The 21,969-nt window shown below is 36.6% G+C and carries 21 protein-coding genes; 19 read left to right on the top strand and 2 right to left on the bottom strand.

Features of this window, described 5'->3' with window-relative positions:
- The first annotated feature begins 47 nt into the window (after positions 1-47).
- The 18 genes from BW964_RS01660 to BW964_RS01575 all read left to right on the top strand — a co-directional run bounded on the left by BW964_RS01660 (position 48) and on the right by BW964_RS01575 (position 18,746).
- A complete protein-coding gene (locus BW964_RS01660) occupies positions 48-755 on the top strand; it encodes an SDR family oxidoreductase (protein WP_076504182.1) in 708 nt (235 codons plus the stop codon).
- A gap of 151 nt (positions 756-906) precedes the next feature.
- Positions 907-1,653 (top strand): electron transfer flavoprotein subunit beta/FixA family protein, encoded by a 747-nt coding sequence (locus tag BW964_RS01655; RefSeq protein WP_076504180.1) that lies wholly within the window; start codon positions 907-909, stop codon positions 1,651-1,653.
- A gap of 42 nt (positions 1,654-1,695) precedes the next feature.
- Entirely contained in the window at positions 1,696-2,643 is a 948-nt protein-coding gene (locus BW964_RS01650) for an electron transfer flavoprotein subunit alpha/FixB family protein (RefSeq protein WP_076504179.1), read from the top strand.
- A gap of 169 nt (positions 2,644-2,812) precedes the next feature.
- Positions 2,813-3,412 carry a bifunctional nuclease family protein gene (locus BW964_RS01645; protein WP_076504177.1) on the top strand — a complete coding sequence of 200 codons (600 nt, stop codon included), beginning with the start codon at positions 2,813-2,815 and terminating at the stop codon, positions 3,410-3,412.
- Between the two features lie 22 nt (positions 3,413-3,434).
- A complete protein-coding gene (locus BW964_RS01640) occupies positions 3,435-4,817 on the top strand; it encodes a nucleoside permease (RefSeq protein WP_076504176.1) in 1,383 nt (460 codons plus the stop codon).
- Positions 4,818-4,933: 116 nt separating this feature from the next.
- On the top strand, positions 4,934-5,488 hold the full coding sequence (locus BW964_RS01635) for an RNA polymerase sigma factor (protein WP_076504174.1): 555 nt from the start codon (positions 4,934-4,936) through the stop codon (positions 5,486-5,488).
- Positions 5,454-6,143, top strand: coding sequence for a hypothetical protein (locus BW964_RS01630; protein WP_076504173.1), 690 nt, complete (start codon positions 5,454-5,456; stop codon positions 6,141-6,143). Before BW964_RS01635 ends, BW964_RS01630 begins: the two co-directional genes overlap by 35 nt.
- Before the next feature lie 81 nt (positions 6,144-6,224).
- On the top strand, positions 6,225-7,322 hold the full coding sequence (locus tag BW964_RS01625) for an OmpH/Skp family outer membrane protein (RefSeq protein WP_076504171.1): 1,098 nt from the start codon (positions 6,225-6,227) through the stop codon (positions 7,320-7,322).
- 149 nt (positions 7,323-7,471) lie between these two features.
- The gene (locus tag BW964_RS01620) at positions 7,472-7,876 is read left to right on the top strand and encodes a hypothetical protein (RefSeq protein WP_076504169.1); all 405 of its coding nucleotides are present in this window, start codon (positions 7,472-7,474) and stop codon (positions 7,874-7,876) included.
- Complete coding sequence (locus BW964_RS01615; protein WP_123911998.1) at positions 7,873-8,289, top strand: hypothetical protein; 417 nt, start codon at positions 7,873-7,875, stop codon at positions 8,287-8,289. The genes BW964_RS01620 and BW964_RS01615 overlap by 4 nt, the downstream gene beginning before the upstream one ends.
- A gap of 53 nt (positions 8,290-8,342) precedes the next feature.
- On the top strand, positions 8,343-9,521 hold the full coding sequence (locus BW964_RS01610; protein WP_076504166.1) for an acetyl-CoA C-acyltransferase: 1,179 nt from the start codon (positions 8,343-8,345) through the stop codon (positions 9,519-9,521).
- A gap of 106 nt (positions 9,522-9,627) precedes the next feature.
- Positions 9,628-11,118 (top strand): MFS transporter, encoded by a 1,491-nt coding sequence (locus BW964_RS01605; RefSeq protein WP_076504164.1) that lies wholly within the window; start codon positions 9,628-9,630, stop codon positions 11,116-11,118.
- A 207-nt stretch (positions 11,119-11,325) separates the two neighbouring features.
- On the top strand, positions 11,326-11,709 hold the full coding sequence (locus BW964_RS01600; RefSeq protein ID WP_165789198.1) for a DUF3060 domain-containing protein: 384 nt from the start codon (positions 11,326-11,328) through the stop codon (positions 11,707-11,709).
- Positions 11,710-11,981: 272 nt separating this feature from the next.
- On the top strand, positions 11,982-14,075 hold the full coding sequence (locus tag BW964_RS01595; protein WP_228432091.1) for a T9SS type A sorting domain-containing protein: 2,094 nt from the start codon (positions 11,982-11,984) through the stop codon (positions 14,073-14,075).
- A gap of 327 nt (positions 14,076-14,402) precedes the next feature.
- Complete coding sequence (locus tag BW964_RS01590) at positions 14,403-15,329, top strand: mevalonate kinase family protein (RefSeq protein WP_076505387.1); 927 nt, start codon at positions 14,403-14,405, stop codon at positions 15,327-15,329.
- Between the two features lie 10 nt (positions 15,330-15,339).
- Positions 15,340-16,269: a UbiA family prenyltransferase gene (locus BW964_RS01585; protein WP_076504161.1), complete on the top strand. Its 930-nt coding sequence runs from the start codon at positions 15,340-15,342 to the stop codon at positions 16,267-16,269.
- A 64-nt stretch (positions 16,270-16,333) separates the two neighbouring features.
- Positions 16,334-17,500, top strand: coding sequence for a proline dehydrogenase family protein (locus tag BW964_RS01580; RefSeq protein WP_076504159.1), 1,167 nt, complete (start codon positions 16,334-16,336; stop codon positions 17,498-17,500).
- A gap of 226 nt (positions 17,501-17,726) precedes the next feature.
- The gene (locus BW964_RS01575) at positions 17,727-18,746 is read left to right on the top strand and encodes a T9SS type A sorting domain-containing protein (RefSeq protein WP_076504158.1); all 1,020 of its coding nucleotides are present in this window, start codon (positions 17,727-17,729) and stop codon (positions 18,744-18,746) included.
- 57 nt (positions 18,747-18,803) lie between these two features.
- Here the strand turns inward: BW964_RS01575 and BW964_RS01570 are convergent, their stop codons facing one another.
- On the bottom strand, positions 18,804-19,340 hold the full coding sequence (locus tag BW964_RS01570) for a helix-turn-helix transcriptional regulator (RefSeq protein ID WP_076504156.1): 537 nt from the start codon (positions 19,338-19,340) through the stop codon (positions 18,804-18,806).
- 840 nt (positions 19,341-20,180) lie between these two features.
- On the opposite strand from BW964_RS01570, the gene BW964_RS01565 reads away from it, so the two are divergent.
- Positions 20,181-21,290: a M14 family zinc carboxypeptidase gene (locus BW964_RS01565; protein WP_076504154.1), complete on the top strand. Its 1,110-nt coding sequence runs from the start codon at positions 20,181-20,183 to the stop codon at positions 21,288-21,290.
- Positions 21,291-21,364: 74 nt separating this feature from the next.
- On the opposite strand, the gene BW964_RS01560 is transcribed toward BW964_RS01565, so the two are convergent.
- The gene (locus BW964_RS01560) at positions 21,365-21,880 is read right to left on the bottom strand and encodes a DUF4920 domain-containing protein (protein WP_076504153.1); all 516 of its coding nucleotides are present in this window, start codon (positions 21,878-21,880) and stop codon (positions 21,365-21,367) included.
- Positions 21,881-21,969 lie beyond the last annotated feature (89 nt).

Genomic DNA, 21,969 nt, shown 5'->3' with positions numbered 1-21,969 from the left:
TCCAATTGGAGCGTTTTTGTTATTTTAGAGCTTTAAAATTTAAATATATGTCAGATCATAAAGTAGCTTATATAACCGGAGGAACCAAAGGCATTGGTTTTGGAATAGCGAAAATATTACTGGAAAATGGTATTTCAGTAGCATTTTCCGGGCGTAAAACAAACGATGTGGAGAAAGCTGAAGAACAGCTCAGACAGTACTCACAAAATGTCCTTGGAGTTGTTTCAGATGTAAGAAATCTTGAAAGTGAAGAAGAAGCTGTAAAATCTACAGTAGCCAGATTCGGAAGACTGGATTTTGTCATTGCCAATGCCGGACTGGGAATATTCAAACCGGTAGATGAGCTGACTGCACAGGAATGGAACGATATGATAGAAACCAACCTGACCGGTGCTTTTTATACATTAAAGGCTTCAGTCGAAGAATTAAAAAAGACCGAAGGGTATTATATCACGGTTTCAAGCCTTGCAGGAGCCAACTTCTTTGAAAACGGAACGGGGTACAACGCGTCAAAATTTGGAGTAGTCGGGTTTACTCAGGCAGCAATGATTGACCTCCGAAAATACAACATCAAATCTACCGTTATTATGCCGGGATCTGTAGCCACAAATTTCAACGGAAATGTCCCTTCAGAAAAAGATAACTGGAAGATTCAGCCTGAAGATATGGGAAATCTGGTACTGGATATTTTAAAAATGAATCCACGGGTTTTGCCCAGCAAGATAGAGTTTAGGGCAACAAAACCAGCCCGCTAAATGCATTTAATGTATTGAATAGTAAAAAAATAAGTATTATGCATGCATAATATATTTTTTAATTATATTAGCAAAAGTAAAATATAACAAAATCTCAGCATAAAACAGTAAGGTTTTTTATGCACAAAAGGGAAAAAATAAAATAGTACACATGAAAATATTAGTTTGTATCAGTAGTGTTCCGGATACTACTTCCAAGATTAACTTTACGGCAGACAAATCTGCTTTCGACAAAAATGGAATTCAGTGGGTAATCAATCCTTTAGATGAATTTGCATTAACAAAAGCGGTTAAACTTCAGGAATCTCAGGGTGCAACTGTAACAGTGATCAACGTAGGAGATGCTGCTACAGAACCGGTAATCAGAAAAGCATTAGCTATTGGTGCCAATGATGCGGTGAGAGTAAATCTTGATCCTAAAGACAGTTATTCTACAGCAAAAGAAATTGCAGCTGTAGCTCAAAATGGAGGATATGATCTTATTCTTTGCGGAAAAGAATCCATTGATTACAATGGTGGATCTGTTCCGGGAATGGTCGCTCAGTTATTAAACCAACCTTTCGTCAACGCGTCTGTAGGATTAGATCTAAACGGAAGCGAAGCTACTGCTATAAGAGAAATTGAAGGAGGAAAAGAAACAATATCAGTAAAATTACCTGCCGTGATCGCAGGACAAAAAGGATTGGTAGATGAGAAAGATCTTATCATCCCGAATATGAGAGGAATTATGTCTGCAAGAACGAAGCCTTTACAAGTAGTAGAGCCTACTTCTTCTGAAGTGAAAGTTCAGGGAGTATCTTATGACAGCGTTCCGCCAAGAGCTGCTGTAAAAATGGTTTCTCCAGATAACTTGGATGAGTTGGTAAGATTACTTCATGAAGAAGCTAAAGTTATCTAATCTTTTATTCCTTAAATTTTTTAATCTTTAAATTTTAAAAAAATGGCAGTATTCGTATACGCAGAAAATATAAACGGAGTTTACAAAAAAGCAGCTTTTGAAGCAGTTTCTTATGCTAAAGCGGTGGCAGACCAGGCAGGAGATACCGTTACAGCAATCTCTGTAAACCCTACAGATTCTTCAGATTTATTATACAAATATGGAGCATCGAATGTGATCAATATTAAAGACGAGGGTCTTAAGAATTTTTCGGCAAAAGCATTTGCTCAGGCTGTAAGTGAAGTAGCAGACGGAAACACGATTGTGTTCCCTCACACTACAGATGCTTCTTCTGTTGCTCCAATGCTTGCCGTAATGAAGAACTATTCTTTAATTACCAATGTATTGGAAGCTCCTGAAAGCCTTTCTCCATTCCAGGTGAAAAGAAGAGCATTCTCAGGAAAAGGATTTATGCATGCAAAAGCAGAAGGAAGCGGGGTGATTATCACAGTTTCTCAGAATGCTTTCGGAGTAAAAGAAAATGCAGTGTCAGGTTCTGAGGAAGTTAAAAACTTATCCGTAGCGAATGAAGATACCAAAGTGATCTCTCACGAACAGAGTTCAGGTAAACTAGACCTGAAAGAAGCAGAAGTTGTTGTTTCTGCAGGAAGAGGGATGAAAGGTCCTGAAAACTGGGGAATGGTTGAAGAGCTGGCTAACGTTCTTGGAGCTGCTACAGCTTGTTCTAAGCCTGTTTCTGATATCGGTTGGAGACCTCACACAGAGCACGTAGGACAAACAGGTAAAGCAATTTCACCTAACCTTTACATCGCAATAGGTATTTCAGGAGCGATCCAGCACCTAGCTGGGGTCAACTCTTCTAAAACGATTGTCGTAATCAACAATGACGCTGAAGCACCATTCTTCAAGTCTGCAGATTACGGGGTAGTAGGAGATGCTTTCCAGATTATTCCTGCATTAACAGAGAAAATTAAAGCAATTAAAGGGTAAAAATGTCAATAGTGAATTTTGCTTCGAAAGTCAATCGTGAATTTTAAAATTGACACGAAGTAATTCACCATTTACAATTCACATAAAAAATAAAAGCTCGGGCTTTTCCGGGCTTTTATTTTTGCGTAAAACTGAAATCACAATAAAAAATTAATCTATATTTGTAGCTATGGATTATAAGCAGCTAATTATTCGCGGAATATCGTACAGTCAGACCCAATCGGGGGCGTACGCTTTGTTACTGGAACATGAAGAGACACATATAAAATTACCTGTTGTCATAGGAAATTTCGAGGCTCAGTCCATTTCATTAGGACTGGAAAAAGACATCCATCCGCCTCGTCCGCTTACCCATGATTTATTCACAAAATTTATAGTTTCAGCCAATTATGAATTGGTTTCAGTGATCATTTATCAGATCGTAGACGGCGTATTTTTTTCTAATATTAATTTCAAAAATAAAGCTAACGATGAAGAGCTGATTCTGGATGCAAGAACTTCTGACGCGGTGGCCATGGCCGTAAGATTCGATGCACCTATTTTCACCACACAACAGGTGCTGAATGAAGCAGGTATTCTTCTGGAACTGGAAGACGTTTCAAAAGAAGAACAACCCTTCTCAGAAACCGTACCATCAGAAGATAATCTGAAGGCAGTTTCTATGGAAGAACTTCAAAAATTACTTGATGAAGCCGTAAAAGAAGAAGATTTTGATACCGCTCTGGAAATTCAGGAAGAAATTAAAAGGAGAAAAAAGAAAATTGATTAAAAGAGATACTTTATACTAAACTATGAATTTAAAATTACGACTGACCATCCTCAGCTTTCTCCAGTTTTTCGTTTGGGGAGCCTGGCTGATTACGATGGCTAATTTTTGGTTCGGTACAAAACACTGGGACGGAACCCAGTTTGGAGCCGTTTTCGGAACCATGGGAATAGCTTCTATTTTCATGCCGACCATTACCGGAATAATTGCCGACCGCTGGATCAATGCCGAGCGCATCTTTTCGGTACTTCACATCCTTTATGGTGTAGTACTTTTTATACTGCCTCATTCTGCTGATCCCAATTCTTTCTTCTCACTGATGCTTCTGGCTATGTGCTTTTATATGCCAACCATTGCCCTTGCGAATTCCATTTCTTACACGATTCTGAAAAACAGTAATCTGGATGTGGTGAAAGATTTTCCACCAATCCGGGTATGGGGAACCATTGGATTTATTGTTGCCATGTGGATTACCAATCTTACAGGAAATAAAGCAACAGAAGGACAGTTCTACATTGGTGGAGCGATTGCTATATTATTAGGAATTTATGCGCTGACTTTACCAAAATGTCCGCCACAGAAACTGATTGATAAAAGTGCACCCTTATCTGAGCAATTAGGTTTGAATGCATTTAAGCTTTTCGGAAGCTATAAAATGGCTTTGTTCTTCTTATTTTCGATGCTATTAGGGGCAGCACTTCAGCTGACCAATGCTTATGGAGACGTATTCTTAAGTGAGTTCTCACATTTCCCGAAATATGCAGATTCATTTGTTGTACAGAGATCTACGATTATTATGTCGATTTCTCAGGTTTCGGAGACCTTGTTTATTTTGGCAATTCCTTTCTTTCTGAAGAAATTTGGGATTAAAAAAGTAATGCTGATGTCAATGCTGGCCTGGGTATTGAGATTTGGGTTCTTTGCTTATGGCGTTCCCGACGGATTCGGACTTTCACTGATTATTTTCTCCTGTATTGTATACGGAATGGCATTTGATTTCTTCAATATTTCCGGTTCTCTTTTCGTAGAAACGACGACCGATAAAAAGATACGGTCATCTGCTCAGGGATTATTTATGATGATGACCAACGGTTTTGGAGCTTTATTTGGAAGTTATATCGCTGGTTGGGCGATCGATAAGTTTTTTACCCATAAATTTACGAATGTCTCAGATCTTTCCACCTACCTGGATACAACGCCCGACAATCCAACTTTTCTGGAGATCCTTAAAAATAGTTTCAATTCAGCCGTAAATGCTGACGGAACGCTTTCTTCTGTTGTAATGGTTAAAGATTGGCAGAATATATGGCTTTCATTTGCTATTTATGCATTAATTCTTGCAGTGTTTTTTGCGGTTTTATTCAGACACAAGCATAATCCGGAAGATATTTCCTCAATAAAACATTAACTCTACGGAGCTGATTATTAAAATATTACATTGCACTTTTGAAAAAGAGTGCATTTTTTTTTTATTTTCGGGCAACCTTTTATAATAAATTCCGTCTTATAGATAGAAACTGATCCATGGAGAACCTTGAGAAGAATTTTTTACTGGCTAAAAAGCAGGACCGGAGAGCACAGAAAGCTCTTTACGAGATGTTTTCTGCTAGAATGCTGGCCATATCAAATTCTTATACCCATAATCTTCATGATGCAGAAGATATCCTGATCAGTGCATTTATGAAATGCTTTACCAAGATTGATGAATGCAGAGACTGGAAAAGCTTTCCTTTCTGGCTGAGAAAGATGGTTGTGAACGATTCAATAAGCTTTATCAGGAAAAACAGGAATATTCTTTATGCCGATATAGAAATTGCAGATGATTATTCTGATGAAGATATCGATGAAAGACTGGAGGAACTCAATATTGAAGAAATATTTTCACAGATGCCCGCAGGATACAGACTGGTCTTTAATTTATATGTCTTTGAAGAAAAAAAGCATCAGGAGATTGCCGAAATGCTTAATATTTCAGAAGGAACAAGCAAAAGCCAGTTGAGCAAAGCAAAAAAATGGCTCACAGAATTTTTAAAAACAGAAGAAAATGAAAAAAGAGATACTGAAACACTTAAGGTCTGACTACGAAAGGCTCGAAATAAAGCCCTCTGAAGATCTTTGGGACAGATTAGACGAGAAGTTGGACGAAGCATCTCAAATCCCTTTAAAACCCTCTTTTCAGTGGTGGAAATATGCTGCTGTCATCGTGCTGTTAATTTCTATGGGAACTTTTATTTATTTTAATCAATATAAAACGCAGTGGGATGATCAGAAAGAGGATTATATAGTTGAAAAAACAGTAAAGCCAATGCCTGCTGAACTTCAAAACCCATCCATTATTTCAAATAATCCATCGATTGAGGAGAATAAAGTAAAAATGGAAAGTAAAGATGCCGAAAAAAATCATCCGGCTCAAATTGTGATCCCCAAAATTTCCGATAACCGGGTTGCCGAAAATAAAGTGTATTTCAATACTCCTGATCAGCCCGAAAAGGCGGTAATTAATCAGGAAAAAATTGAAAATACAGGCATCATGAATGCTCCTGTCATTGCAGAAGTTAAACAATCAAACTATATCAATCCTGATGAACTTCTTTTGGGGAGAGAGTTTGATAAAGCCAGAGAAAAGTCACGTAAAGATGACCGTAAATTAGGCGCTTTCAAATTTGATAACGTTGTTCCCAACGTAGGAAATGTAACCGTTTTGGGAGTAACCGTTTATCTGGAATCTAAATAAATCTGAATTTTTTTATACAATCAACAGACTGTCCTGAAATACGGACAGAGGTACAATAGGGTCTAAAAATTAATAAAAAATATGAAAACAAAATTAATCTTCATGGCTGCTGTAATGGCTTTTACGTATACGGCTGCGCAGAAAAATCCGGATAGAAATCCGCAGATTAAACTTTATTCCAAGAAAATTGATAGCATTGTGGTTTCAGAGAAATCCAAAATGAATGCAGAACTGGATATCGTTGATAAAGATTTTAAAGAAAAGAAAATCACATCAGAAGAGAAGCAGAAACAACGTTTGGAAATTGCTTCAAAATATCAGCAAACCATCAATGAAAAAGTAGATGCCCAGCAGAGCGAATTGCAGTCTGCCACCAAAGAGATGGTGAAGAATGCCGTTTTTATGGATCGGGATAGTGCCAATGGCCATAGAAACGAAATGTGGGTAGGACTTAATGGTCTTAATATGAAGTTAGGCCAGAACAAGAAGAAAAGTCCAAAACACTCTTTACAAACCGTAGAACTTTCTGCCAGTATGATGGGAAGTGGACTGACTTCAAAAGATGAACCTTTCAACTTTTATGATAAAAATTCCGACACCAGAAATACAATCCTTAATTCTTCACAGATGGCATTGAGATATGAAGGTCAGGTCGGAGGCTTTAAAAGCCCAGTATTTTACCGCGTAGGCTTAGGGGTCAGATTCGATCAGTATGTTCCTAAATACGGAAAAGTCTTTAAACAGGAAGAGAACACTTTATTTGTAGATGATTTTGACAGAGGTAATTTAAGGAAAACCCAGTTCAATAATACATACTTATATATCCCAGTAGACTTAAGATTTGTACTGAATCCAAAATATTTAGAATATGAGGGAGTTCAATATCTTGATAATAAAAAAAGACAGCTGAGCCTCGTGCTGGGAATATATGGTGGCGTGAAAGTAGGAAGCGTAAACTATATAAAATATTCAAATGAAAATTCAAAAAGAATTGTAGAAAGAGAAAGAATAATGGATGGGGTGAATGATTTTATCGTAGGTGGAAAATTTGGAATCAGCTACGGAAGCTTTAAAGTATTTGTTCAGAAAGATTTTACACCGATATTCAATGATAGTGCAGTTCTGAAGAATAAATATGGAGTACAGATCGGGGTTGAATTCGTTAATATCATTTTCTGATTAAATAATAAAAAGAGCATTTAATTGAATATAATGTAATTTTAATCAGTTTTTATTAATACTAACAAATGTTTGTACGGGAATCAGCCGTTTTTGAAACACACTATTTAAAAGTGTGTTTTTTTTTGTATTTTGGCACTTTAGTAAATATGAAAAATATTCAGTTATTAGGATTGATATTGGTCGTGGCGGGAAGTTTTATGCCTCTTGTTCATGTCCCTATTATAGGAAATTGGAACTACTGGAAACTAGATCATTATCTGGCTATTGCATGCTGGATTTTTGCTGCATGCGCTGTTTTTGGAATTGTGAATAACAGTGCGAAAATAGTGCGGTTCTTTGGGGTACTGCTGATCCTTTTGTTTGCTTTTACATTAGTAGCAGTCAAAATGCAGTCTCTGGAGTATTTCAGCTTTCTGCCCTTTAAATCCTGGAAAGAAGCTTTTGCCGGAGTGGTAAAGTTGAAATGGGGTTGGATTGTAGAGTTTTTAGGAGCTTTTCTAATGGTTTTTGCGGTAGGTAATAAAAAAATAAATCAACGAACACAAATATGAAGCATTTAAAAATAGCATCAGTCGCTCTGTTGATGCTGGTATTTTCACAGGCGAAATCGCAAAATACAGAGTTTGAAAAGCCTGATCAGCCTGCCAAGTGCAAAAGCATAAGAGCAGGAAAGTTTTTGCGCGCCAATTACCCGGAGGGAATTTTTTATATGACCATTAAAGATAATGTTCAGACGGAATATTTCAACAATGGCAAAGACTACATAAAATCTACCCTTGTTTTTATAGATGACTGTAACTATAAGTCCATCGTTTTGGAAAAGTCAGATAAAAATGATCCTGTACAGATAGGAGATGTTTTCAACAATAAAATTGTAGAAACTCAGGATAATCTGGTGAAAATACAGTCCAAAATTGACAGCAATCAGTTCGAGGTCATTTATATCAAAGAAAAAAACAAATAGGACAATAAAGCTGTAAGGCTGAATTCCGTTAAAATAAGTAAAATATAATACACATGAAAGAAGTATTCATCGTTTCCGCAGTAAGAACACCAATAGGGAGTTTTATGGGAAGCCTTTCAACGGTTCCTGCTACAAAGCTGGGATCTGCTGCTGTAAAAGGAGCATTAGAAAAAATCAATCTTGATCCTAAAAATGTTCAGGAGATCTATATGGGAAATGTACTGCAGGCAGGAGAAGGCCAGGCACCGGCCCGTCAGGTAGCTCTGGGAGCAGGATTGTCTATTGAAACCCCTTCTACTACAGTAAATAAAGTATGTGCTTCAGGAATGAAAGCCGTTACGATGGCTGCACAGGCTATTAAAGCGGGGGATGCTGATGTGATCGTTGCCGGAGGTATGGAAAACATGTCACTGGTTCCCCATTATTATAACGCAAGAGTAGCCACTAAATTAGGCGATATCAAAATGCTGGACGGGATGGTACTGGACGGTCTTACGGATGTTTACGGTAAAGTTCATATGGGAGTATGTGCTGAGAAATGTGCGGTAGATTATAGCATTTCAAGAGAAGATCAGGATAATTTTGCCATAGAATCTTACAAAAGATCAGCAAAAGCGTGGAGCGAAGGTAAATTTACTGAAGAAGTAGTTCCTGTAGAAATTCCTCAGAGAAAAGGTGATCCCATTGTTTTTTCAGAAGATGAAGAGTATAAAGCGGTTAATTTTGACAGACTTCCTACGCTTCCGACAGTATTCAAGAAAGAGAATGGTACGGTAACGGCAGCCAATGCATCTACATTAAATGATGGAGCTTCTGCTTTGATCCTTGTATCTAAAGAAAAAATGGAAGAATTAGGGCTTAAGCCTTTAGCTAAAATTGTTTCTTATGCTGATGCTGCCCAGGAGCCTGAAAACTTTACAACGGCCCCTGCAAAAGCTTTACCAATCGCTCTTAAAAAAGCAGGTTTAGAGATTTCAGATATTGATTTCTTTGAATTTAATGAAGCGTTCTCTGTAGTCGGTCTTGCCAACAATAAAATCTTAGGATTGGATGCATCGAAAGTGAACGTCAACGGAGGAGCAGTAGCGATCGGACATCCACTAGGAAGTTCAGGATCCAGAATCATCGTGACACTGATCAATGTATTGAAGCAGAATAATGCAAAATACGGCGCTGCAGCGATCTGTAACGGTGGCGGAGGAGCTTCTGCTATCGTGATTGAAAATATGTAATATACTCTCAAAGAATATTTTACCATTAAGGAATCGATAATTTTTCTAAATTCTAATCGATTTCTTAATGGTTTTTCTATTTTTGTGCTACTAATATTTAATTGAAATGTCTGAAATTGAGAATCAACAACCTCAAAACATAAAAAATAATCCACGGATTATGAAAGCCTGGGCGGTATACGACTGGGCGAATTCTGTTTACTCATTGGTTATTACCTCTACCATTTTCCCTATTTACTATTCCATACTCACTACTGCTTACGAGAAAAAGGAGTATGTGGAAGAAACAAAATCGTGGATTGATGTTCCGGTAAGACACATGATAAAAATATTCGGGAGAGAATATCAGCCTGATGCGGTCTACGGATACTCACTGACGATATCGTTTTTTATTGTCGTGTTGCTGTCTCCGTTCCTGTCTTCACTGGCTGATACCATTGGAAATAAGAAATCATTCCTGCAGTTTTTCTGTTATCTTGGAGCTACCTCATGTATGGGGCTGGCGATGTTTACAGGAATGCATAATGTATTTTTAGGCCTTCTGTTCAGTATTACCGCGAGTGTTGGATTCTGGGGAAGTCTGGTTTTTTACAACTCCTTTCTGCCGGATATTGCGACTCGGGATAAGCAGGATGCACTTTCCGCCAAAGGATATGTGTACGGATATCTGGGCTCTGTAGTGCTTGTGGTGATCTGCCTGGTACTGATTCAGGTTTTTGCTAAAGGAGCGGCACAACAGCTTTTGTTCACCAGAATAAGCTTTCTGTTGACCGGTGCCTGGTGGTTCGGTTTTTCCCAGTATACTTTCAAGCACCTTCCTCAGTTTGGAGATGTTAAAGAGAAATTACCCAAAGACCTGGTGCTGCTCAACTATAAGAATATCTTTAAAAGACATGAAGAACAGGGAGGTTTCTTTGAGGTGTTGAAAGACAACATGAGCTTTTATAAAGACATTGCTAAAGAAAGCTTTCATGAGCTGTTTAAAGTAGGTGGGGTATTGTTTAAAGATAAAAATTTAAAGTTTTTCCTTTCCAGTTTCTTCTTCTACAGTGTCGGAATGCAGACCATTTTCTTAATGGCAACCTTATTTGGAAAAAGTGAAATCAATCTGGCTCAGGATAAACTTATCGGAACGCTTTTGGTAATTCAGATTGAAGCCATTATCGGGGCCGTTATATTCTCCAGATTATCCAGAAAGATTGGAAACAAGAACGTCATCTCTATTGCAATTGTATTATGGATTGTAGCCTGTCTTTGGGCCTACTTCCTGAACAAAGAAAATCCTACTGTAGAATATCAGTTCTATGGTGTGGCGGCTGTAGTGGGATTGGTGATGGGAGGACTTCAGGCAATGTCCAGATCTACCTATTCAAAGCTTCTTCCGGAAGATTCTATGGAGAATACCACTTATTTCAGTTTTTATGATGTATTGGAAAAAATAGCAATCATTATCGGGACATTTATTTTTGCAACATTAATTGAACATTTCAATAATATGCGTATCGCAGCACTTTCAATGACTTTATTTTTTGCAACGGGACTTGTCCTGATCCGATTCTTAAAAGTTAATATGTTGAAAGACAGGGATACTTTATAAAAGAATTTGATATACTGAATATAATTTTAGCAAAATAACAATTAAAAGGATGTCTTACCTTAAGACATCCTTTTTTGTGATGCAGAATAGATATTTTAATACTTTATCTTTTAAAATATGAACATGTGTTAATTCTTTTTATTATTGTTAATCAGATGATTGGCATTTTAATTGTAGCAGTTTTGACTCAAAATTAATATGAATATTATGAAAAAAACACTTATCGTATCTATTCTTTTTATAGGAATAGGTTTAACACAGGCTCAAAAAAATTCGAAAGCAAATTCTGAATTTGGAACAAGTACTCAGAAAGGGAAAAACATTGAAATTGACGGTGTAGGACACAATCAGAGCTTTTCATCAGATGGTGGTAATGCTACCGTTTCTGGGGTAAATAATGTGGTGACGATCAAGGGTTTTGCCGCGAAACTTGAAGTGTCCGGTTCGGGTAATACGATCTATGTAGATAAGGTAACCCGCGTTGTCCTGGAAGGAACCACAAATAAAGTTTTTTATAAAGAGTCACCTACAAAAACAGGTAAACCCAATACTTCTATAACAGGAGTAGGAAATAGTGTTCAGAAAAAATAACAAAGATTTTTTAATTAAAAATAGCAAAGGGGCCGGATGTTTAAATTCAGTTCCTTTTTTATTTTATAGGGTCTCCATTTTAGAAATAGAATAGCATATTCATATTTGCTGCCGGTTTCATTGAGATTGGCCTGAAAATATAATTATTTATCACTATACTTTGATTTTTTTTGTTTATTTGTAGATCTAATTAAGTGAATATGATAAAAAAAATCCTATTGTTATGCCTGGTGCAATGCATTATTTTTGGTTTTCCTCAAAAATTGAGACCGGTGGCACAAAAAATTTCAGATGATCATGCAGAGAAAAATACTTTTCAAAAGTATGATTTGTTTGACGTGAACAAGGCACCACAAAAGCGCTCCGAGTACAAAAGAGCTGCGACCGACATTACCGTCATGAATGTTAGATCTGCAGAGCTGAAAAGACTGGTTAATGAAAAACCCGAATACCTTGAAATAAGCTTTCCTTTTGAAGGAGATAAGCAGATTACTGTAGAGCTTTATAAAAATCAGATTTTCACCAATGATTTCAAAGTGGTGACCAATAAGGGAGAAATAGTAAACTATACTCCTGGAGCCTACTATATGGGAATTGTAAAAGGAGATAATACTTCGATTGCAGCTTTCAGTTTCTTTAACGGTGATATTGTAGGGGTGGCTTCTACTTCTGAGCTTGGAAATGTAGTTGTTGGAAAAGCGAAAAATGCTGAAGAATTTGTAAGCTATTCAGAATCAAAACTGACAGGAGCTAACCCATTTGTGTGTGGTGTAGATGAATTAAAAGAAAATCAGGCGAAAAATATTTCATTCAATCCGGCTGCTGGCAAAAAAGCCATGACGGAGAATTGTGTGAGAATCTATTATGAAGTTTGTTTTAAACCTTATCAAAATAATAATTCCGACGTAACCAATACCACCAACTGGCTGACAGCTATCCATAACAATATTGCAACACTATACAGCAATGATGAGATCAAAGTAGCCCTGAATGAAATTTTTATCTGGACTACTCAGGACCCTTACACCGGAACTCCCAATAATAATCTTTCTAATTTCAGAAATAACAGACAGACCTTTAACGGTGATCTTGCCCATTTAATTAATGCTCCGGCCACTACCAGCGTAGCTTATGTTAACTCTTTGTGTGGAACATACAAACATGCCTATTCAGGAATTTCACAAACCTATTCTAATGTTCCGGTATATTCATGGACTATTCAGGCGATGACCCATGAAATGGGACACAGCTTAGGATCTCCGCATACACATGCCTGTGCATGGAACGGAAATAATACCGCAATTGACGGATGCGGAGCTCAGGCTGGTTATAGCGAAGGATGCACGGGGCCTATTCCTTCAACTGCGGTTAAAGGATCTATCATGAGCTACTGTCACCTTGTTTCTGGAGTAGGAATTAGTTTTAATAATGGATTCGGACCGCAGCCCGCTGCTTTGATCAGAAACACAGTTGAGTCAAAACCATGTCTGGGAACCAATTGTACCACCGCATGTGAATCTACCATTACGCAAATGAACATATCAAATATTACACAGGTTTCCGCTAATGCAGCATTTAATGATGCAGTGTCGGCATCGTGGAAATATAAACTGACCAAAACAGACGGTTCCCTTGTACAATCAGGAAATACAAATGCTCAGGCACTTAATTTTAGCAACCTTCAGCCTGCAACGTATTACAAATTATCGGTAGGCACGAACTGTTCCGGATCCAATGCTTATGAGAGAACTCAACTATTTCTTACCGATGGAGCATGGTGTGATGGCGCATTGTTTACAGATACAGGAGGCCAGACTGCAGGATATGAAAATAACGAAACCATTGTTAAAACATTTTATCCTTCTTCTGGAGCGCTGACGATGAATTTTACAGAATTTGCTTTAGAGCAGGACTATGATTTTATGTCTATCTATAACGGACCTTCTACTGCTTCTCCTGTATTTGCTAATGGCAATAATCTTACAGGGAGCACAATACCTGGGCCTTTCACTTCTACTCATTCTTCCGGAGCCATTACGGTAAAGTTTGTATCTGATCCCGGGGTGACGGATAATGGATGGAAAGTTAATTTTTCATGCAATGTTCTGGGGATTGATGAGGTCACTAAAAATGATAATGTGATACGTATTTATCCGAATCCGGCTAAAAATATGATCGTTATTTCGTCGAAAGACGTCTTAAGATCTTATAAAATATATGATGAAGCAGGAAGACTTGTGATGTCTGCATCTTCACTGAAAGGAAATAAACAGGAAGTAAATGTTTCATCTATTCAGACCGGAAATTATATTGTAACCGTGGAAACAGATAAGCAGACTGTCAATAAAAAATTAATCAAACAATAATGATAGATGTAGGGAAGTTATTGATGTCTAAAATAGAGTAGACACCACCTGTTTTCATTTTTTTTAGGTGGTCTCACCAAATTCTATCAACTGAAAGAAAATGGCAGGTCTAATCGTAACTTCTGAGATGCATTTTCGCCTCTTCAAACCTAATAGTAAAAGCCTGATGAATTCAGGCTTTTTGCTTTATTTAAATAAAATAGCATGCTTTTTTGGGTTTAATCAAAAGGAAAATAATTTTTCTATGCAAATAAATTGCATTTCGGCTTGGGTTTTGCTTATATTCAGCGGAATAATTTTAACTTTGTAAAAAGATTTATTGTCAAAATGACGAACCCTCTATTTTATGCAAAAATAATTCTGTTCGGAGAATATGGGATGATTGAAGACTCCCAGGGGCTTGTAGTGCCTTATAGTTTCTACAAAGGAACTTTAAAATTCTCAGATTTGAGTTCTGAATTTGAACTTAAATCCAACAGACATCTGCAGAAATACTCTGATTTTCTTGCTACGCTTGATCTTTCTGATGATTTCAAGTTAGATATTAAGCAGTTTAAAAACGATATTTCATCCGGACTTTTCTTTGATTCCAATATTCCTCAGGGATATGGAGTAGGAAGTTCAGGAGCTTTGGTTGCTGCTATTTTCGAAAAATATGCCATCAGAAAATTAGACCCTGAACAGATTTCAAAAGATAATCTTAAAAAACTAAAAACTGTTTTCGGGGAAATGGAAAGCTATTTTCATGGAAAGAGTTCAGGAATGGATCCTTTAATCTGTTATATGAATCTGCCGATTCTTATCGAAAATAAAGAAAACCTTGACCGAGTTTCCATCCCGGATGGAGAGGAAGGAAAAGGAGCAATATTCCTTATCGATAGTGGTATCACCGGAGAAACAGGACCCATGATTCAGATTTTCTTTGAAAAAATGAAAACCGAGGGTTTCCGAAAAACGCTAAAAGAGGAGTTCATCCGTTACAACAACGCATGCATCGAATCTTTCCTTAAAAAAGACATGAATCCTTTCTTCAGAAATCTGAAAAAACTTTCTCATTGGGCCTATGAACATTTTCGTCCTATGATTCCGGAAAGTATTTTCAACATCTGGAAAAAAGGGCTCGATTCCAATGCTTATTACCTGAAACTCTGCGGAAGTGGCGGTGGTGGATATATACTTGGCTTTACCAAAGATTATGCGAAAGCAGAAAAAATGCTTGAAGGCTTCCAGAAAGAAGTGATTTACAGATTTTAAAAAGCCTGGAATGAATTCTGAAAAAGAAACTTTCCAATCCAAAAACGATATCCCGAAATCTATATTTTACAGGTTTTCACAATTCGTGGGCTTTCTGATCGGTGCCCGGTTTTTTGTCGCGATACTGCTTACCTTTGCTTTGTATGTATCTACTTTTTTCCTTTTCAATCAGGATGAAACCTTCAGAAAATTTGTGTTTGACTTTAAAGTACACGGCATCATTTTCTGTACAGTAATTACCATTCTGGCGGGCGGAATTATCAACCAGTTTTATGACCTTGAAAAAGATCATGTAGTAAAACCTTTCCGTACCAGAATTCAAAGCTTTATCAAGCAGAAATACTTTTTATATGCTTATCTTGTCCTCAGTGCTATTTCTCTTGGCGTAGCCTGGATGATTTCCCATAAAGTATTTGTATTTTTTGTGGTTTATCAGTTTTTTATGTGGTTTTACAGCCACAAATTAAGCAGACTGTTGATCATCAATAATCTTACTTTTGTAAGCCTCACATTATATCCTTTTTTCGGAATGATGGTGTATTATGAAACCTTTTCCAAGAAGGTAATGCTGATGGCTATTTTTCTTTTCCTTATCCTTTTATGCATCGATATTGTCAAAGATATGCTTACCAAAAGTGTTGACAAAGCATTTGGGTACATCACAATTCCTAACTATTTTAAAAACAGAAATACCCAGATCATTATTACTTCTCTACTGATGATCACCATGGCTGTTTCTATGAAGCTTATTGCCAAAACCGGTGTTTCTGGATTTATGGCCTATTATTTTGCCGGAGGGCTGTTTGTGATGATTCTTTGTATTTATCTTTTGTTAAGTTCTTCCCGAAGAAGTAAGTTCTTTACCCTCAATATATTAAGATTTTGGGTTTTTATAGGAATTATAGCCATGCTATTGAACGGAATTGAGAATAAATTATAGAAAAATTTCTTTAAATAAACTGAGGTTATTATTACCTTTGCAAAACTAAATTTAATAAAAAGGAATGCCCATTTTTAACGATACTAAAGTTGCATTTGCAGACAAGTCTGATGCACAATTGAGAAAGGCCTACTGGATGTTTAAAATGATTGAACAGCCTGCTCTTACCAGTCTTGGAACTTCTGTCCTTAATTTTACAGTACACAACAATTTTCCTTTTGTAACGGGAATTGTAAAAAGCACTTTGTTTGAGCAGTTCTGCGGAGGAGAAACCCGTGAAGAAAGTATGAAAGTGGTAAAACAGCTTTTCAAAAGAGGGGTAGGAAGTATTTTCGATTACTCCATTGAAGGAAAGGAAGATGAAGAGACGTTTGATGCAGTGTGCAAGGAGATTAAAGATATTATCAGGTTTTCGGTAGGAAATCCGGCAATTCCTTTTATTGTATTTAAACCAACTGCTTTTGGAAGAATTGATCTTTATGAAGCGGTAGGAAAAGGTGCTGAACTTACTTCTAGTCAGAAAGAAGAATGGACAAGAGTCGTAAAAAGATTTGATGAAGTATGCAAACTGTGTCATGAAAATAATAAAAAAGTAATGATCGATGCCGAAGAAACCTGGATGCAGGATGCGGCAGATCAACTTTGCGAAGAGATGATGGAGAAATATAACCAAGAAAAACCGATCGTTTGGAATACCATCCAGATGTACAGAACGGGGAGACTGGAATATATGGAAGAAAATCTTCAGAGAGCAAGAGAAAAGAATTATTTCATCGGATATAAGATTGTTCGTGGAGCCTATATGGAGAAGGAAAGAGCAAGAGCTGCAGAAAAAGGATATGCAGATCCTATTCAGCCTACTAAAGAAGCTTCAGACAAAAATTATAATGCCGGTATTGATTTTGTGATGAATCATTTAGATAAAGTATCTGCATTTTTTGGTACCCATAATGAGATTTCATCAGAACTGATCATGGATAAAATGAAGGAAAAATCTTTGGAAAATGGCAATCCGAATATCTATTTTGGACAACTTTACGGCATGAGTGATAATATCTCATTCTATCTGTCGGATAAAGGCTATAATGTAGCTAAATACCTTCCATATGGACCTGTAAAAGATGTTGTCCCTTATCTTACCAGAAGAGCAAGAGAGAATACTTCTGTAGCAGGACAGACGGGAAGAGAGCTTGGGCTGATCAAAAAAGAACTTGAAAGAAGGAGAAAATAAGAATATCCTCTTATAAATAGAACTGACCTGCAGTAATGCAGGTCTTTTTTTGTGGGATATATTTATAGGAAAAAGTACTGTTCGTTATCCATTTCAATAGTCTTATTCTATTATTGATAATTTTGTAAAATTAACTTTATGTTACGTATGTTTTAAAATTATTAACTTTTTATTGTTTATTTTATTATTATTTTCTATATTTGATTAAACCATAAAAAACTAATACATGAAAAAAACATTACTCGTTGCTGCCTTGATGGCGGTTAACTTTATCCTCTCCCAAACCTACAATAATGGAGGTTTAAGTACAGGCGCAACCACTAAGGGCGGTACTGCAGCACCTGCTGGCTATACTTGGTCTGAACTTCAGAATAATACCGGAAATACTACAGAATCCAATACCAGCTTGGGATTGGGTGGGACTTTCAGTTCGGCAACAGCAAGTTTTTTTATTGCTGATGACTTTACAATTCCTGTTGGATCTACATGGCAGATTTCTACTATTGATTTCTTTGCCTATCAAACCAATTATGCGGGAACAACTGCTCCTTTTAATACAGTGAGGGTGAATATTTTCAGCTCAGACCCTTCTGTAGCGGGGGCTGTAAGTGTATATGGAGATGATACCACCAACAGATTCAGTGCTGGAGCAGATGCCAATATGTACAGAACAGGAAATACTGCGGTACCGGCTGTTGCGGTACCTACCACTATAAGAAAGATATGGAAAGTTACAGCAAGTACTCCTAAGACTTTAGGTGCAGGAACCTATTGGGTGAAATATCAGCTGCAAAATGTAGTGGCTGCCAATGCTGGCTTTTTACCACCGGTTACAATTGTTGGAAACAGAGGACTTCCTGCTTATAATGCTAAACAGTTTGATGCTGTTTTAGGCACTTGGGTACCTATTGTAGATTTAGGAAACCCTGCCGCCGCTCCGGATTATCCTTTGGATATGCCATTTGTGATTACATTTACAGCAATTACGCTGGGTACGCAGGAGACGATGCAATATGACAACAGAGTTCAGGTGTATCCTAATCCGACAAAAGAAAATTTCAGAATTAATAATCCTGAAAAACTTAAAATAAGCAGCGTGGAAATTATAGATGCTTCCGGGAAGTTGGTAAAAACATTGAAAGGTTCCGAAGAATACAATGTTTCTGATCTGCCGAAAGGCAACTACATTCTGAAAATAAAGAATGAAGGCGGGCTTACAAAAATGACAAAATTAATAAAGCAATAGCTTTAGTTTTCTTCTTCAAATATTTTTTATCCTGGCCATTTTCTTTGGCCAGGTTTTTTATGGTTCAAAACTTTCGAATTTTCCGTTCTCATAGAAAAGAACAATCCTTTTTATTTTATTAGATTGATTACCAATTACTTGACTTATTATTTCATTATTGGATTTTTCTAATCGCTGAGAATCGGATATATTTTTCTGGGTCTTATAAGGAGGCGGTATAAACGATTCTCGTGGACTCTCTTTTAAGGATTCAATTTCCTCTTCTGCTCCAAAATCTTCATCATCCTTCATCATGGTAAATAGATCGGGCAGAGGAGTAGGTCTTCCTTTCTCATCATCTGTTTTCTCTTCCGGAGAAGATTCCACTTCCGGTAATTCTGATTTCAGCATTTCCCCTTCACCAGTAACCAGCCAGTCCCAAAGAAGTTCAGGGAAACGGGATTTTATCTTGATAATAAATTCCAGAGACGGTTTGTTTCTTCCGGAAGTAATATGGGAAATGGAAGAGCGCTGTACATCGATCTCATCTGCAAACTCAGAAGAACTCAGATTGGAATACTCTATAACTTTGGAAATTCTTTCGTTTAAACTCATAAGAATAAGTTGTCAATTGTTTTACAAATGTAAATAATATAGTTTACAAAAACAAATTACAAAAGTAAATCATGTTTGTTTCACTTGTATACAATTGTAAATGGTGTTTAATTACTTAACAGATAGATTTTTATACAATTGTTTCTTTTGTTTTCTGTCTATTTAACTAAGTAAACTATAATTTTATGTTAACTATTCCTTTAAATCAAATGATTAAGCAGTATGTTGATAAGTAGACACCCATGGAGATAAATGACAAACGATAAATACCATAAAATCAATTAATTACAGTTGTTTTCAAATGTAAATTGTAAATTTTTTGTTTTTATTCTGATAATAGGCTAATATAAACGGGAAAGGGTACTTTAACTCTGTATACAAAAGTAAATAATAGAATATTTGGTTGATTATAAGGCTGTTGTGCTATAACCATGTAGTTTTTATTTTATTGATAAATGCCCATTCTATGAATTCATATGAGTTCTTTTTTTAACTTTAAATCTCTCTGAAATTCAGCGTTAAATGGTTAAAAATTGCATTTTACATTTGTATGCAATTGAAAAAGACGAAGTTTTCCACATTTAGGTTGTTTAATTATATTATACTTATTTATCGATATACAGGCTTTTATGACGTTAAAGTAATGTTGTGAATATAATTGATATAAACTTTGTAAGTATCTGATTTAATGATTATTGTAATTATGGATTTATACTTCGTTCAATTAACAATTTTATCCACAGACAAAATGGCAGCGTGTGATGTTTAGCTCAGTTACAAATGTTAACTGTCTGTTTTTGTATAAAAATCATTAAATTTGACTCTTGTAAATTATTGATAATGAATTTTGAACAGCTCTATATTCCAAACCCTAATTTCTTAAACCGCTATATTTCTCCTGAAAAATTATTTTCTTACTTACAGGCCAATCTCGGCGGTTACATTCAGGAGATTGGAAGATCATATTTAGATAAACCCATTTTTCAGTTAAGCATCGGAACAGGAACTATTAAAGTTCTTGCCTGGTCACAAATGCATGGTAACGAATCAAACGCTACGCATGCGATGCTCGATCTGCTTGAAACTTTGAATAAAGCTCCGGAAATGAAAGAAGATCTTTTCAGTAAGGTCAGGCTGGATTTTATTTTCATGCTCAATCCTGATGGATCGGAAAGATGGACAAGGCTTAATGCGGCAGAGATTGATCTGAATAGAGATTTCCATAATGAGTCCAGTAAGGAGATTAAATTTCTTAAAAAGGCGGTGGCTTCAGATACATACGACTATGCGTTAAATCTGCATGAGCAGAGAACCATTTTCACCACAGACGGGATCCATCCGGCGACGCTTTCTTTTCTGGCTCCGTCAGAAAATGTAGAACGTACAGTGACGGAAAACAGAAAAAAATGTATGGCTGTCATAGGAAGGGTATATGAAAACTTAAAAGAATTAATTCCCAATCAGATCGGAAGATATTCTGATGAGTTTTATCCAACCTCTACAGGAGATAATTTTATTAAGGCAGGAATGCCCACTATTTTATTTGAAGGTGGTCATTTTGTAGATGACTATACAAGAAAGGGGACCAGAAAGTATTACACTGTTGCATTATATTATGCATTGAAAGCCATCAGTGAATTGGCTTCAGATATTGAAGGCTGGGAAAAGTATCTTGAAATTCCGGAGAACCAGGAAACGCATTATGATATTATTTACAGGAATGTAAAATTGAACACGGATCATGAATGTATTCTGGATGTTGCGATTCAGTACCGCGAAATGATAGAAGAAGGAAAAGATGAGATATCTTTCGTTCCGTTTGTGATGGAAGTAGGAGATGTAAAAGGTAAAAAAGGTTGGCTTGAAGTGGACTGTACAGGGAAGAAGTTTATCGCTGCTACTAAGTATCCCAAGCTGGATGCCCAGGCAGAATTTACAATAGAAGATTAGATGGTATTAATATACATAAACAAAACGTCCTCAAAAAGTACTACTTTTTGAGGACGTTATTTATTTTTAAAAGACTAGTTCACTACTTTGATTCCATTGGCTACAAACCTGATCTCTTCTTTAGGAGAGGTAATGGCATCAATTTCGGCCTGAGGTTTTTTGGCATCTTCCGCATAATGTTTCTGCTCATCTATAGAAGTCACTTTTCTTTCTGCTGTTCCTTCCAGTACGACTGTCTTACCTTTTAAAGCGGTAGGTACAAAGAATGCATAGTCTTTCATTTTTACGAAAAACTGAGAATTATCTTCAGTCTGGATGGTTAGCCAGCATCCTTTTTTCTCACATACATCGGTTACTTTTCCTTTCACTGCTACGCCTTCTACTTTTTTGTTGTCTTTTTTTAGTTTCTTGCTCAGCTTATCTACTGTAATGGCCTTTGATTCTGAAGTTGAAACCACTCCTGATCCGTAAGTATCACCTACAACAGCATTTCCTGCCGGTGGTCCAAATTTTTTCTGTGAGGTCTCCTGTGCAAAAGCTAAAGTAGAAATACTTACAGCTGCTGCAAATAATATAGCCTTGAATTTCATTTTTAATATTTTTTTCAAAAGTACTAATTAAAATTGAATAATAATTCGGTAATAAGTTGATAAAAAACAGGTGGTGCTGTAAATTTTAA

The organism is Chryseobacterium shigense (assembly GCF_900156575.1).
Taxonomy (GTDB): domain Bacteria; phylum Bacteroidota; class Bacteroidia; order Flavobacteriales; family Weeksellaceae; genus Chryseobacterium; species Chryseobacterium shigense.
The sequence above is the reverse complement of the archived record's forward strand: the minus strand, read 5'-3'. Positions and strand labels throughout refer to the sequence as shown.

What these genes read in the sequence shown, in the direction of transcription:
- BW964_RS01660 (WP_076504182.1), top strand. Translation starts at nt 48, where the DNA reads ATGTCAGATCATAAAGTAGCTTATATAACCGGAGGAACCAAAGGCATT.
- BW964_RS01655 (WP_076504180.1), top strand. Translation starts at nt 907, where the DNA reads ATGAAAATATTAGTTTGTATCAGTAGTGTTCCGGATACTACTTCCAAG.
- BW964_RS01650 (WP_076504179.1), top strand. Translation starts at nt 1,696, where the DNA reads ATGGCAGTATTCGTATACGCAGAAAATATAAACGGAGTTTACAAAAAA.
- BW964_RS01645 (WP_076504177.1), top strand. Translation starts at nt 2,813, where the DNA reads ATGGATTATAAGCAGCTAATTATTCGCGGAATATCGTACAGTCAGACC.
- BW964_RS01640 (WP_076504176.1), top strand. Translation starts at nt 3,435, where the DNA reads ATGAATTTAAAATTACGACTGACCATCCTCAGCTTTCTCCAGTTTTTC.
- BW964_RS01635 (WP_076504174.1), top strand. Translation starts at nt 4,934, where the DNA reads ATGGAGAACCTTGAGAAGAATTTTTTACTGGCTAAAAAGCAGGACCGG.
- BW964_RS01630 (WP_076504173.1), top strand. Translation starts at nt 5,454, where the DNA reads ATGAAAAAAGAGATACTGAAACACTTAAGGTCTGACTACGAAAGGCTC.
- BW964_RS01625 (WP_076504171.1), top strand. Translation starts at nt 6,225, where the DNA reads ATGAAAACAAAATTAATCTTCATGGCTGCTGTAATGGCTTTTACGTAT.
- BW964_RS01620 (WP_076504169.1), top strand. Translation starts at nt 7,472, where the DNA reads ATGAAAAATATTCAGTTATTAGGATTGATATTGGTCGTGGCGGGAAGT.
- BW964_RS01615 (WP_123911998.1), top strand. Translation starts at nt 7,873, where the DNA reads ATGAAGCATTTAAAAATAGCATCAGTCGCTCTGTTGATGCTGGTATTT.
- BW964_RS01610 (WP_076504166.1), top strand. Translation starts at nt 8,343, where the DNA reads ATGAAAGAAGTATTCATCGTTTCCGCAGTAAGAACACCAATAGGGAGT.
- BW964_RS01605 (WP_076504164.1), top strand. Translation starts at nt 9,628, where the DNA reads ATGTCTGAAATTGAGAATCAACAACCTCAAAACATAAAAAATAATCCA.
- BW964_RS01600 (WP_165789198.1), top strand. Translation starts at nt 11,326, where the DNA reads ATGAAAAAAACACTTATCGTATCTATTCTTTTTATAGGAATAGGTTTA.
- BW964_RS01590 (WP_076505387.1), top strand. Translation starts at nt 14,403, where the DNA reads ATGACGAACCCTCTATTTTATGCAAAAATAATTCTGTTCGGAGAATAT.
- BW964_RS01585 (WP_076504161.1), top strand. Translation starts at nt 15,340, where the DNA reads ATGAATTCTGAAAAAGAAACTTTCCAATCCAAAAACGATATCCCGAAA.
- BW964_RS01580 (WP_076504159.1), top strand. Translation starts at nt 16,334, where the DNA reads ATGCCCATTTTTAACGATACTAAAGTTGCATTTGCAGACAAGTCTGAT.
- BW964_RS01575 (WP_076504158.1), top strand. Translation starts at nt 17,727, where the DNA reads ATGAAAAAAACATTACTCGTTGCTGCCTTGATGGCGGTTAACTTTATC.
- BW964_RS01570 (WP_076504156.1), bottom strand. Translation starts at nt 19,340, where the DNA reads ATGAGTTTAAACGAAAGAATTTCCAAAGTTATAGAGTATTCCAATCTG.
- BW964_RS01565 (WP_076504154.1), top strand. Translation starts at nt 20,181, where the DNA reads ATGAATTTTGAACAGCTCTATATTCCAAACCCTAATTTCTTAAACCGC.
- BW964_RS01560 (WP_076504153.1), bottom strand. Translation starts at nt 21,880, where the DNA reads ATGAAATTCAAGGCTATATTATTTGCAGCAGCTGTAAGTATTTCTACT.